The sequence below is a fragment of the Bacillus sp. FJAT-49736 genome, from assembly GCF_018343615.1.
GTDB lineage: Bacteria > Bacillota > Bacilli > Bacillales > Bacillaceae_C > Margalitia.
The window spans coordinates 60,571-72,899 of sequence record NZ_JAGYPI010000003.1 but is presented as its reverse complement, the minus strand read 5'-3'; the positions used below and the strand labels follow the sequence as shown (position 1 = coordinate 72,899).

Genomic DNA, 12,329 nt, shown 5'->3' with positions numbered 1-12,329 from the left:
AAGCTCCATTTCTTAATTTGCTTTTTTCAATTGTTTGCTTCGCAGCTGACCACAAGCAGCATCAATATCCGTTCCATGCTCTTGTCTTACAACGCAGTTAATTCCGTTTTTCTTCAATGTATCATAGAATTCCAAAATGGATTCTTTGGAGCTGCGTTTATATTGAATATGCTCACTTACTGGATTATATGGAATTAAGTTCACATAAGCAAGATGACGTTTATCCTTTAACAGTTTGGCAAGCTGTAGTGCTTCCTCTTTATGGTCGTTTACATCATTTAATAAAATATATTCGAAGGTAATACGGCGATTAGTTTTTTCTAAATAATAATCAATTGCAGGCATTAGCTTCTCTAAAGGATATGCACGATTAATCTTCATAATTTGTGTACGAAGCTCATTGTTTGGTGCATGTAAGGAGATTGCTAAGTTTACCTGCAAATCAAGATCTGCGAATTCATATATTTTTGGTGCAAGACCACTTGTTGAAACCGTGATATGACGAGCACCGATTGCAAGACCCTTTGCATTATTAACGATTTTCAAGAAATTTACTAGGTTATCAAAGTTGTCAAACGGTTCACCGATTCCCATTACGACAATATGACTGACCCTTTCGCCTTTTCCAGCTTCGTCTAGATGCTTTTGCACCTTCATAATCTGCTCAACAATTTCACCGCTTACAAGGTCGCGGTTCTTTCTGAGAATACCGCTGGCACAGAAGGAGCATCCTATATTACAGCCTACCTGCGTAGTTACACAGACGGATAGACCATATTTTTGTCTCATTAATACCGTCTCAATTAAGTTTCCATCCCGTAATTGAGAAAGAAGTTTCACTGTTCCATCTTTTGATTCTTGCTTAATTTGGATGTTTAATGTTTCAATTTCGAAATGTTCTTCCAACAATTGAAGACAATCTTTATTAATATTTGTCATTTCCGCAAAACTTGTGACACGTTTTTGATATAACCATTCCCACACCTGTGTAGCACGGAATTTTTTTTGGCCATGCTCCAAAAGCCATTCTGTTAACTGTTCTATTGTTAATCCGTAAATGGATTGTTTATTCATATATAAAACCTCTTTTCGAGAGCTTATTTTTTTGCAGTACTATCTATTTTAACATGATTCTATGATGAATTTCTATTATCTTTCAAAAGTCTATTATAACAATATTTCACGGAAAATAAACACCCCAAATGATGATAGGAATGGATGATTGCACCAGGAACAAATGTGTTCGTGCTACGATACTCTATCGTACTGATTTCATAGTCATAGAAATAAGGAAAAACCGTGATAGTTCAGATGCTGTTGTCCGGCAAGAAGGAGAAATCCATTAGGTAATTGGCTTTTTGTCCAAGATGCAGACCATTTAAGTTGCATGAATGGTAGATTTTTTCATAAAATTGACTAAAGTATAAAAAATGAAAAGAGGAATTTCGTTATATGCGTATTATGCCGATTGAAAAGCGAAATGTTTCATCCAGCAGATTGGTTTTTGGCTGCATGGGATTTGGAGGCGGCTGGGATAATAGCCTCATTACTAAAGAAGATATTATAAAAGGGGAAAAGTCCGTTGATGCTGCCCTCTCAGCAGGAATAACAATGTTTGATCATGCCGATATTTATACCAGAGGCAAAGCAGAAAAAGTTTTTGGCGAAATATTAAAAGTACAACCTGAATTACGTGAGAAAATCGTGATACAGAGTAAGTGCGGCATTCGTTTTCAAGATGAGCATTTACCTGGAAGGTATGATTTTTCCAAACAGCATATCTTAAATTCTGTCGATGGAATATTAACAAGACTTGGTGTCCAGTACTTAGATGTGCTGTTATTGCATCGACCTGACCCATTAATGGAGCCGGAGGAAGTGGCAGAGGCCTTTGCACAGCTTGAACTTTCCGGAAAGGTTCGTCATTTTGGGGTTTCCAATATGAATATGGGGCAAATTCAATTACTTCAGGCCTATAGTGATGTACCGTTAATTGTCAATCAACTCGAAATGAGCTTACATAAATTAGACTGGATAGAACAAGGAGTCCTCGTAAATCAACAGGCTGGACTTGGCACACGATTTGCAGAAGGCTTAATGGAATATAGTATGGTAAGTGATATCCAAATACAAGCTTGGTCTCCATTGGCAAGAGGGATTTATACTGGAAATGAAAGCTTAAGTTTGACAGAATCAGATGTGAAGACAAAAGATTTAGTTATAAAAATGGCTCAGGAGAAAGAAACCACCCGAGAGGCAATTGTACTTGGCTGGTTAATGCGACATCCGGCAAAAATTCAGCCAGTGATTGGTACGACCACCCCTGAACGTATAAAGAATTGTGAAGATGCCGTACGTCAGTCTGAATTGATGACAAGGGAAGAATGGTATTCGTTGTATGTTGCTTCCCGTGGGAACGCAATGCCTTAAATTTCTATTTAGTTCGATTTTAATTGGATTAAGATAGTTTTTTTCGTGTGAGCAATATTTGTCAAAAGTCATAAAAAGAAAGGTACAAAAAAACTCCGTTGCATTCTACATCCCCGCAGCGGAGTTTTTACACATTAAAGTGTAACCGTTATATCTTGTTGTTTCCGACGTTTCATGTTTGCCATCATCATTTTTGCAGTACAAGCACAGAAGTAGATGATGGATAACACTTGAACAAATATCCATATGTTTTCAACATACTCGATTTTCCACGCACCTGTTAAGGAAAAAATCGAAGGAATCGTTAGTGTAATCCATGACTGCACAAATGCTATTTTGCCAATATAACTATCTATTTTTTTATTTTGCGCCATGGATAAAAAGAATAAAAACCATAAATATGCCCACATTCCCCATGTTATAGTGTTGATGATGTCATGATCATGAATAAGGTAAATCCCCATATATACAACGGCTATAATTGCTACCCAAAGGGAAAACCAACCTAGTCCACTTCCATCTATTCCAGTAACATTAATGATTCCAACAAAGAGAAACGTTAATCCGAACAAGAATACACAGGCTAAATGAAAAATCGTCCAATGATTTTGATCTGATATTGCAATTAAATATAGTGGGAAAACAATCTGTAAAAAACCTACAAACAAATTAAATACTCCTACACTCTTTTTATCTGCTTTTCCCAGTAACATTAAACTATTTAAAAATAATGTTGCTCCAGATAAAAATAAACCGACATTACCCATATTGAATGCAGTTAAAAACATTGACGTTCTTCACTGCATTATTTCACCTCGCTTTTTTATTGTTACAACACTCGCGCTTTTAAAAATCAAAAAGAAAAAGCAAATCCTACGATTCGCAGGAAATGCCTTTCTCGCTTTTACAAAAGATAAACATAAAGTTTTTCATCAACAAATTATTTAACAAGTTTAAAATTGTCTAATTACAAAATAAAGCTGACAATAATTGCTGATAAAACACTTACCAATGTTGCTCCGAACAGAAGCTTTAATCCAAATCTGGCAACTGTATTTCCTTGCTTTTCACTTAAGCCTTTCACCGCTCCTGAAATAATTCCAATAGAGGAGAAGTTTGCAAAAGATACAAGGAAGACAGAGATAATTCCAAGAGAACGAGGACTTAAACCAGATTTAATTTTGGTTAACTCTATCATGGCCACGAATTCATTAGTCACAAGCTTCGTTGCCATAATGCCTCCTGCTTTTACTATTTCCGCTCCCGGTATACCCATTAAAAATGCCACTGGTGCAAAGATATATCCTAAAATTTGTTGGAAGGAAACGCCGAAAATTAAATCAAACACATTATCAATGGCTGCCATTAATGCAACAAAACCTATCAGCATTGCACCAACGATAATCGCTACTTTAAATCCATCTAAAATATATTCTCCAAGCATTTCAAAAAAGCTTTGTTTTTCTTCTTGAATCTCTAATATATCTTCTTTGCTGTCTACTGTATATGGGTTAATGATGGAAGAAATAATAAACCCACCGAATAAATTGATAACTAAAGCTGTAACGACATATTTTGGCTCAATCATGGTCATATATGCACCAACGATGGACATAGAAACCGTGGACATAGCGGATGCACATAAAGTATACAATCGATGCTTCGGTAAATGATGTAATTGTTTCTTAACGGTAATGAAAACCTCTGATTGTCCTACCATCGCTGAGGCGACAGCGTTATACGACTCTAATTTTCCCATTCCGTTAATTTTACTAATCAATAGCCCGATCCATTTCATGACAAAAGGAAGGACTTTAAGATATTGAAAGATACCTATTAGCACAGAAATAAAGATAATTGGCAATAAGACATTAAGGAAGAATGGAGCTTCCCCTTTGTTAGCAATTCCGCCAAAAACGAACGATACACCATCGTTTGCATATTCTAATAGCTTACTGAAAACATCTGCGATTCCCTTAATAATAAGTAAACCAAATTTAGTATTTAATAATAAGTACGACAAAGCTAACTGAATTACGATCATAATCGCAATCGGTTTATATTTTATCCCTTTACGGTTATTACTCGCCAAAAATGCTAGTCCGAGGACGACGATAATACCTAGAATAGAAATTAAATATTTCATGGTTGTCTTCTCCTAGTTGTAAGTTTAGTTTATATGATGACGTTTACAAAATGATTGAAATTTATTTGTCTAGATCTTTTTTAGAAAAATAACCGGGTAAAAGCTCATCAATAGAAGTTTCTACATAATCTCCACGTAAATTTGCTAAAATAACCTTCGTATTTGCATCACAGAATTCTGCAATAACTTGTCGGCAGGCACCACAAGGAGAAACAGGGCCTTCCGTATCACCAACAATTGCAATCGCTTTAAATTGCTTGTCTCCTTCTGATACTGCCTTGAAAATCGCTGTTCTTTCTGCACAATTTGTCAAACCGTATGAAGCGTTTTCAATATTGCAGCCATGATAAAGCTTATTATCATCTGTTAGTAATGCAGCTCCAACCTTAAATGATGAATATGGAACATATGCTTTTTGCATTGCTTCTATCGCTTGTTCTACTAGCCATTTCACATCCATACTTCATTCTCCTCTCAGGAAAAATTTATTAATGTTTGTCGTCAATTGAGTTTGAGTGGTGGTACAAATCGAATAAATATGTACCACCACCTGTAGTGATGTACCAACAACACTTTAACTTTATAATTAATAAGAAGATGTTGATGTTTGACCATTTACAATGGCAACACCAGAGCTTGCGCCAATACGTGTAGCACCTGCATTGACCATATTTTCTGCATCCTCTAAGCTTCTCACACCACCAGAAGCTTTAACGCCAATCGTTGGTCCGACAACCTTTCTCATTAATGCTACGTCCTCTACTGTTGCTCCACCGGTAGAAAACCCAGTTGATGTCTTCACAAAATCCGCACCGGCTTTAACAGATAATTCACTTGCTATTTCCTTTTCTTCGTTTGTTAAAAGGGAAGTTTCAATAATTACTTTTGTTAAAGCCTTGCCTTTTGCTGCTTCCACAACTGCTTTAATGTCTTTTTCCACTACGTCAAATTGCTTGTCCTTTAAAGCACCGATATTAATAACCATATCAATTTCTGTAGCACCATTTTCAATGGCGTTTTTTGCTTCAAAAGCCTTTACCTCGGTTGTAGTTGCTCCCAGTGGAAACCCGATAACAGTACAAACTTTAACCGGAGTATCTTTTAAAATTTCCGCAGCTGTTTTTACCCAAGTTGGATTTACACAAACAGAAGCAAATGAATATTCTTTTGCCTCCTCTGCTAACTTTTGAATTTCTGCCTTTGTCGCATCCGCTTTTAATAAGGTATGATCAATCATTTGTGCTAACGAGCCAGTCATATCAAATACTTCCTTTCTATATATGGTTGTTCGTATTTATCTTTAAATTGATTTTTCATTTAAAAACTTGAAAACCTTTACACAAGTAATATATCAATTTAATGAACAAATGTAAATAATCATTTGAACAAATGTAAAATTGTAAATTTTCCCAGATGAACAAAGGGGACAAATCTCTAGTTTCATTTACGAAACAAGAGATCCGTCCCCATGTTTATCAAGCAAAAACTTAGCTGTAAATTGGTCAATCACGATTACATTGGCATATCCGCCTTTGAGAGCACCATAAATCCCCTCCATTTTTTGCGGTCCACCGGCTACTAGGATAGAATATTCTTTTTGCTTTAAATCCTTTAAGTCTATACCTAATGTCCTGTTATTTAAGTTTTCATTCAAAATGTTACCATCTTTATCAAAAAATCTGGAGCAAATATCTCCAGCTCCTTTAGAGCATATCATGCGAGTATCCTCTTCTGAAAAATATCCGAGTTGGAATAGAAGGGACTCTGATTTTGTTGGTCCAATTGTGAATACTGCAATATTCGCCTCTTTCCCAGTATCCAGCACTTTTTTTATATGTCGGTCAGCTTCCATCGCTTGCTTTACGACAATATGATCAACTATAGCCGGAAGTGGCAAATGTATAGGGTTTGTATTATATGCTTTTCCAAACAGATATAAGATTTCCGAGGAATAGTTGTTTGTTTCCGAATGACTAATTCCACCTTTTAATTGAACAACCTTCACATCTTTCACAAATTTTTGCTTAAGGGAAATGGCAACATGGTATAAGGTGGTTCCCCAGGTAACACCGATAATATCGCCATCTTTCACGATATCATGCAAATATACAGCTGCTTTTTCCCCTATATAGTTCTTAATAATATTGTCTTCATATTGAGGGACTGACACAACAATTGCTTTTTTTAAGTTGAACTTTTTTTCAAGTTGAACGGATAATTGTTCAACATCTTCATTTGGATCCATAATTTTTATTTGGACTATTCCTTCGTTCTTTGCTATTTGTAATAGTCTTGATACAGTAGGTCTCGAAATCCCTAATTTATCAGCAATCTGATGTTGATTATAATCTAGTAAGTAATAAAGCCTCGCAGCCTCAATTACCTTTTTAAGTTTTTCTGGTTCCATGCCCATCCTCCAGATTTGAACGTACTTTATCTTTATTTTAGCAAACTATGTCGAAAGAATGAACATCTGTAAAAAGTAATTCTTTTATTAGTTCAGGAAACCTTTGTGAATATCTTATAGGAACAAGGTTGAGTACCTTCTAAAAATTTCCCCTTGATTATTTTTCAAAACATGATATATTTGTTATCAATTACTTTATTGCATAAAAGCTTAAAAGCGTTTAAGTGTAAAAGTTAATAGTTTTTATTCCAAATCACGACTTTAGTAATTCTATTGATTGCAGCAAATAGAGACTGGATGGGGGGCTGAAAATCCAGGCGACAAGCAGAATGAAATACACCGTGAAGAAGTTTTGGAAAATAAAGAGTGAATGATGAACATCATTAACTAGGGTGGTACCGCGGAGAGTCTTCGTCCCTAATTGGGATATAGAGACTCTCTTTTTTATATTTTTATACATCAGGAGGGCATCAATATGTTTCAAATGAAAAAAGCTTATACCCCAACCATAGTGGAGGCACTTACCCTTGCCATTTTAATTGTTGGGTTGATTAGTATCAGCATTATTAAATTCTCAGCAGCTCCGCATATCCCGATTTTATTATCGATATTTTTATTAATTATTTATGGCTTTATCCAAAAAGTTCCCTTTAAGAAATTAGAAGAAAGTATGGTTAAAGGAGCAAAGACTGGTCTGCCAGCAATATTTCTCTTTTTCTTAATTGGATTATTAATCGCCACATGGATGATTAGCGGGACAATACCTACTCTAGTATTTGGAGGATTCCAAGTAATAACTGGCCATTTTTTCTATGCCATCGTCTTTGTCCTTACATCAATAGTCGGCATTGCAATTGGCAGTTCCTTAACAACATCGGCTACTTTGGGAGTTGCCTTTATCGGAATTGCAACTGCACTTGATGCATCCTTGGCGATTACTGCAGGAGCGATTGTATCAGGAGCGTTTTTTGGAGATAAAATGTCTCCATTATCGGACACAACGAATATTGCATCGACCATTATGAAGGTGGATTTATTTGATCATATTCGCAATATGGCTTGGACAACCGTTCCGGCTTTTATTATTAGTTTTATGATTTATGCTTTACTTTCACCGAGTGCAACAAATGTTGATTTTAATCGAATTGCAAGATTACAAGAAGTACTTTCTGAAACACAATTAGTCCATTGGTACAGCTTACTTCCTGTTGTAGCGCTTGCCATTTTTGCCTATAAAAAGGTTTCAGCTTTCATTACGCTAGCCTTTAATTCTATTTTTGCAGTTATTCTTTCTTTTTTTCACTTCCATCCAACTGGAAAGGAATTGTTTCAAATTCTCTTTAATGGCTATGTTTCTTCTACCGGAAACAAGGTCATTGACAGTTTGCTCACTAGGGGCGGATTAAATAGTATGATGTTTACCATTTCTCTAGTCATTCTGGCATTATGTATGGGGGGACTTGCCTTTACCTTAGGAATTATTCCAGTATTGTTACAATCACTGGGAAAAGTATTAACTAAGATTGGAACTACTGTAATGGCAGCTGCTTTAACTGCAATAGGGGTTAATATTTTTATTGGGGAGCAATACCTATCAATTATATTAACAGGAGAATCGTTCCAACGGCCGTTTGAGCGTCTTGGTTTGGCAAACAAGAATCTCTCAAGAGTGTTGGAAGATGCAGGTACCGTTGTGAATCCGCTCGTGCCATGGAGCGTTTGCGGAGTGTTTCTAACCAATATTCTTGGGGTAGATACCCTTCATTACCTTCCATTTTCCTTTTTCTGTTTGCTTTCTCCGATCCTAACCATTCTATTTGGTTTTACGGGAAAAACATTGACCATTAAGGAAGAAGAGAAACTAAGCGCCTAATGCTCATAAATGCTGCTTGTATGCATTAAATGCATTGTAAGCAGCATTTATGTTTATTTTTTATTCCTTTTATATAGATCCATTGTTTTAAAACCTTCTGACAGAACCTTCTTCATTTCCGCCAATCTTTTCTCTTGTGTTTCTTTTCTTTTTGCACTGTAAACATATCGGGCCCAGTCCTTTTGATAGCCTGGTGTTAACTGATTAAAAAATTGTAGGAGCTCTTTGTTTTGATATAAATATTGCTGTATATCCTCTATATTCACAATATAATCATCAACACATTGGCTTTTGGCGCTACTTGCTTTTGTGGTTTTCTTTCGTCCACTCTTTAAACCTACTACTGTAAAAACCTCATTTAAACTAACCATTCTAGAAAACTTTAGATTGCTGTCTGGTATATACCCCTCTTCATCTAAGGCAATTTCCTGTAAAAAACGGTCTCGGTCTATGTATTCTTTATATTGCGGATTATTCTTTTTCGGATAAGCAATGTATAAATATCCACTTTCCTTTACAAGCTGCTTTCCTATCACATTCTGAAGCTGCTTATGGAAATCCTCAATACTAAATACAAATTGAAAGATTACATCATATTGTTCCTGCTTCACTTCAGGGTCATATTTTAGTTCATCAAAATCATGTATATCTTCTGGCTTATTTAGAATGAGCTTTGTGGGGTATTTTGAAATATTCAATTTTTCAACTACGGTTTTTGTTTGGCTCATATTCAGTTCATTTCTCCTTGTAAATACAATGTTCACTATTTAGTTTATCATTTTTCAAAGGAAGTAAAATGATTCGGTGCTTGTCTACGCCTCATCTCACATCCCTTTCACTTTTGGTCCTAAAAGGGAACGAGCTCACGAATTAACTACATTTGAATCCAATCGATATCCTTTTTAAGCATACTCTGTGTGAAAATTTCATTTGGTTCTGTCGCTTGGTAGTTGTACAGCCAATTCACCTCTGGAGGAAGACTCATTAAAATGGATTCTATTCTACCATTCGTATCCAAGCCAAATTTTGTACCGCGGTCACATACTAAATTAAACTCTGCATATCTTCCTCTACGAACTAATTGCCATTGTTTTTGTTTTTCTCCATATGGCTTATCACGGTTATCTTGTATCAGTCTTGAATAAATTGGGGAAAATGCAAGACCTACATCCTTTGTAAAAGCAAATCGGTCCTCTATTGAGATCTCTTCTGTACTCTTCAATTTGTCAAAAAAGATGCCGCCGATACCGCGAGTTTCATTCCGATGCTTTATAAAGAAATAGTCATCGGCATTTGTTTTAAAGGTAGGATAGTAGGATGGATGGTGCTTATCGCAAATGAATTTTACGTATTGATGAAAGTATTTTGCTTCTTCTATATTGATGAAAATAGGAGTTAAATCAATTCCTCCCCCAAACCAACATGTCCCATCTGCAATTTCAAAATACCGAACATTCATATGAATGATTGGAACCATAGGGTTTTTGGGATGCATTATGACCGACACACCTGTTGCAAGAAAGTCTTGCCCAGACTCGACATTTAATCCTTTTGCAACTTTTTCCGATAAAGGTCCATGTACACTGGAGAAATTCACTCCTCCTTTTTCAATAACATCACCATTCTCTATAATTCTTGTTCTACCCCCTCCACCTCCGGGGCGTTCCCACATCTCCTCTTTAAACTTAGCCTTTCCATCGCATTTCTCTATATCTTCTGAAATACTGTCCTGCAGTTCCATGAAAAAGGTACGGATCATATTCTTGTCCAATTTAGTTAAGATGGGTTTCATTGTACTGGTTAAGTTTCTTTCTCAAAGGAATTTTTTTGATATAACAAGGTGCATCTACAGGAGAAATTAAAAGACCATCTTTTAATAGGCACCTCGAAGCATATTCAAGTTTAGAACTATTCAAATTCCAAAAGTATTACTTTTGGAAAACATCCTTATCAAAAAAATAACTTAAACCAGCTCTCCCCCCTTTCAATAATATGTATATACCACTTCTTTCTACAAATATTTACAATGTCCTCTTTATTTTTCAATTTTTGTTATTTTCCTACATTCCGAAAGTTGTTCAGATATCCAGTTTGTAAAAGAAAGTTACCAACTTGGCTGAAAATTCAGGTAATATAATAGAAGAGGTGAGTTATATGGATTGGATATCCTTTGAAAAGTCAGTTATAGCTAGAATGAAGAATGAGCACATTCCTGGTGTGGCCATTGCAGTTAGTGAATATGGCAGAACTATTTATGAAAAAGGGTTCGGTGTACTAGATTTAGATACTCAAGAGCCTGTAACACCTGATACTATTTTTGGTATTGCCTCTGTAACGAAGTCTTTCACAGCACTTGCAATATTAATATTGGAGGAAGAAGGAAAACTTTCAATAGACGACCCGGTTACTAAATATTTGCCGCATTTTTCTGTACCAACCATTGAAGATATCGATTCTGTTAAAGTTCATCATTTGTTAACTCATACGACAGGCTTAGCACCACTAAGACGAAGAGAAGAATTGAACAAGCTTCGAGAACATCTTGTTTATTTATCAGATGAAACTCATGAAGTATTAGGTAGACCAGGAGAATATTTTAGTTACTGTAATGATACTTTTATACTATTAGGAGCCATAATAGAAAAGGTAACCGGTTGCTTATTCAGGCGTTACGTTACAGAGCAGTTGTTAAACCCACTGAAAATGTATCGTTCCACCTTCAGTATCGAGGAATTGTCCAAACTTGATAATGTCTCTACTCCATATATTTATTCGGACGGTACACATAAAAAACAGCCATGGCCTGTTCTTGGAAACTATGAGGTAGGCGGGGGCATCCGATCTACCATTCGTGATTTATTAAAGTATGGAGAAGTTTTTCGTGAGAAGGAAGTCAACCTTATTTCTAGTGAGCAGGTTAAAAAGATGTACACTCCTTACATTCCAATTGAAGGTATTTCTTACTACGGCTATGCTTTACATATAACCCCGAACTACCATGGAAGTACGCTAGTCGAACATGGAGGCGGACAACCTGGGGTTTCTTCTTGTTTCGGTTTTGTTCCCGAAAAGGGGCTAGTTGTGGCAGTACTGTCAAATGTCTCCAACATCTCTGCCGGAGATATTTGGCTGGAAGCAGTCAACACGGCACTCGGTATTCCACTTAATGAGAGAAATCGGGGTGAGGATACCGTTGACCAAACTACGGATGAACAATTAGCGAAATTTGTTGGTATATATCAGTCTAAAGAGGGTTCTTGTTTAGAAATTATTTTAGAGAATCATAGCTTAAAAGCTGTCATTGGAAATGAAACAATCCCTTTAAGAGTTGGTAAAAATGACACCCTTATTATGAAGAACGGCAAAACTATAAGCTTTTATTTTAAGGAGAAGAAAGAATCGTGGGCAGCCTTCTTTGGCATGAGAATGTTGTTGAGGGTTAAATAAGAAAAAAAGTGCCAGGCACCAAATGA

Annotated in this window: 11 protein-coding genes; 3 read left to right on the top strand and 8 right to left on the bottom strand. The window is 36.0% G+C overall.

Going from position 1 to position 12,329, the window contains the following annotated elements; translation table 11 throughout:
• Window positions 1-12: 12 nt before the first annotated feature.
• Entirely contained in the window at window positions 13-1,074 is a 1,062-nt protein-coding gene (gene rlmN / locus KHA87_RS16465) for a dual-specificity RNA methyltransferase RlmN (RefSeq protein WP_213095274.1), read from the bottom strand.
• Between the two features lie 378 nt (window positions 1,075-1,452).
• On the opposite strand from rlmN, the gene KHA87_RS16460 reads away from it, so the two are divergent.
• Window positions 1,453-2,430 carry an aldo/keto reductase gene (locus KHA87_RS16460; RefSeq protein WP_213095273.1) on the top strand — a complete coding sequence of 326 codons (978 nt, stop codon included), beginning with the start codon at window positions 1,453-1,455 and terminating at the stop codon, window positions 2,428-2,430.
• A 134-nt stretch (window positions 2,431-2,564) separates the two neighbouring features.
• Here the strand turns inward: KHA87_RS16460 and KHA87_RS16455 are convergent, their stop codons facing one another.
• The 5 genes from KHA87_RS16455 to KHA87_RS16435 all read right to left on the bottom strand — a co-directional run bounded on the left by KHA87_RS16455 (window position 2,565) and on the right by KHA87_RS16435 (window position 6,983).
• A complete protein-coding gene (locus KHA87_RS16455) occupies window positions 2,565-3,197 on the bottom strand; it encodes an AmiS/UreI family transporter (protein ID WP_213095582.1) in 633 nt (210 codons plus the stop codon).
• A gap of 200 nt (window positions 3,198-3,397) precedes the next feature.
• The gene (locus tag KHA87_RS16450) at window positions 3,398-4,576 is read right to left on the bottom strand and encodes a NupC/NupG family nucleoside CNT transporter (RefSeq protein WP_213095272.1); all 1,179 of its coding nucleotides are present in this window, start codon (window positions 4,574-4,576) and stop codon (window positions 3,398-3,400) included.
• A 61-nt stretch (window positions 4,577-4,637) separates the two neighbouring features.
• Complete coding sequence (locus tag KHA87_RS16445) at window positions 4,638-5,036, bottom strand: cytidine deaminase (protein WP_213095271.1); 399 nt, start codon at window positions 5,034-5,036, stop codon at window positions 4,638-4,640.
• A 126-nt stretch (window positions 5,037-5,162) separates the two neighbouring features.
• Window positions 5,163-5,834: a deoxyribose-phosphate aldolase gene (gene deoC, locus KHA87_RS16440; RefSeq protein WP_213095270.1), complete on the bottom strand. Its 672-nt coding sequence runs from the start codon at window positions 5,832-5,834 to the stop codon at window positions 5,163-5,165.
• 186 nt (window positions 5,835-6,020) lie between these two features.
• Window positions 6,021-6,983 (bottom strand): sugar-binding transcriptional regulator, encoded by a 963-nt coding sequence (locus KHA87_RS16435; protein ID WP_213095269.1) that lies wholly within the window; start codon window positions 6,981-6,983, stop codon window positions 6,021-6,023.
• A 475-nt stretch (window positions 6,984-7,458) separates the two neighbouring features.
• On the opposite strand from KHA87_RS16435, the gene nhaC reads away from it, so the two are divergent.
• The gene (gene nhaC, locus KHA87_RS16430; RefSeq protein WP_213095268.1) at window positions 7,459-8,856 is read left to right on the top strand and encodes a Na+/H+ antiporter NhaC; all 1,398 of its coding nucleotides are present in this window, start codon (window positions 7,459-7,461) and stop codon (window positions 8,854-8,856) included.
• A 53-nt stretch (window positions 8,857-8,909) separates the two neighbouring features.
• On the opposite strand, the gene KHA87_RS16425 is transcribed toward nhaC, so the two are convergent.
• Entirely contained in the window at window positions 8,910-9,584 is a 675-nt protein-coding gene (locus KHA87_RS16425; protein WP_213095267.1) for a YdeI/OmpD-associated family protein, read from the bottom strand.
• 146 nt (window positions 9,585-9,730) lie between these two features.
• On the bottom strand, window positions 9,731-10,615 hold the full coding sequence (gene hemF / locus KHA87_RS16420; RefSeq protein WP_213095266.1) for an oxygen-dependent coproporphyrinogen oxidase: 885 nt from the start codon (window positions 10,613-10,615) through the stop codon (window positions 9,731-9,733).
• Window positions 10,616-11,010: 395 nt separating this feature from the next.
• Here hemF and KHA87_RS16415 point away from each other — a divergent pair, with 395 nt between their 5' ends.
• Window positions 11,011-12,303 (top strand): serine hydrolase domain-containing protein, encoded by a 1,293-nt coding sequence (locus KHA87_RS16415; RefSeq protein WP_213095265.1) that lies wholly within the window; start codon window positions 11,011-11,013, stop codon window positions 12,301-12,303.
• The last annotated feature ends 26 nt before the right edge of the window (window positions 12,304-12,329 follow it).

Coding starts and splice junctions, on each gene's coding strand:
- rlmN (WP_213095274.1), bottom strand. CDS start 1,074: ATGAATAAACAATCCATTTACGGATTAACAATAGAACAGTTAACAGAA.
- KHA87_RS16460 (WP_213095273.1), top strand. CDS start 1,453: ATGCGTATTATGCCGATTGAAAAGCGAAATGTTTCATCCAGCAGATTG.
- KHA87_RS16455 (WP_213095582.1), bottom strand. CDS start 3,197: ATGGGTAATGTCGGTTTATTTTTATCTGGAGCAACATTATTTTTAAAT.
- KHA87_RS16450 (WP_213095272.1), bottom strand. CDS start 4,576: ATGAAATATTTAATTTCTATTCTAGGTATTATCGTCGTCCTCGGACTA.
- KHA87_RS16445 (WP_213095271.1), bottom strand. CDS start 5,036: ATGGATGTGAAATGGCTAGTAGAACAAGCGATAGAAGCAATGCAAAAA.
- deoC (WP_213095270.1), bottom strand. CDS start 5,834: ATGACTGGCTCGTTAGCACAAATGATTGATCATACCTTATTAAAAGCG.
- KHA87_RS16435 (WP_213095269.1), bottom strand. CDS start 6,983: ATGGAACCAGAAAAACTTAAAAAGGTAATTGAGGCTGCGAGGCTTTAT.
- nhaC (WP_213095268.1), top strand. CDS start 7,459: ATGTTTCAAATGAAAAAAGCTTATACCCCAACCATAGTGGAGGCACTT.
- KHA87_RS16425 (WP_213095267.1), bottom strand. CDS start 9,584: ATGAGCCAAACAAAAACCGTAGTTGAAAAATTGAATATTTCAAAATAC.
- hemF (WP_213095266.1), bottom strand. CDS start 10,615: ATGATCCGTACCTTTTTCATGGAACTGCAGGACAGTATTTCAGAAGAT.
- KHA87_RS16415 (WP_213095265.1), top strand. CDS start 11,011: ATGGATTGGATATCCTTTGAAAAGTCAGTTATAGCTAGAATGAAGAAT.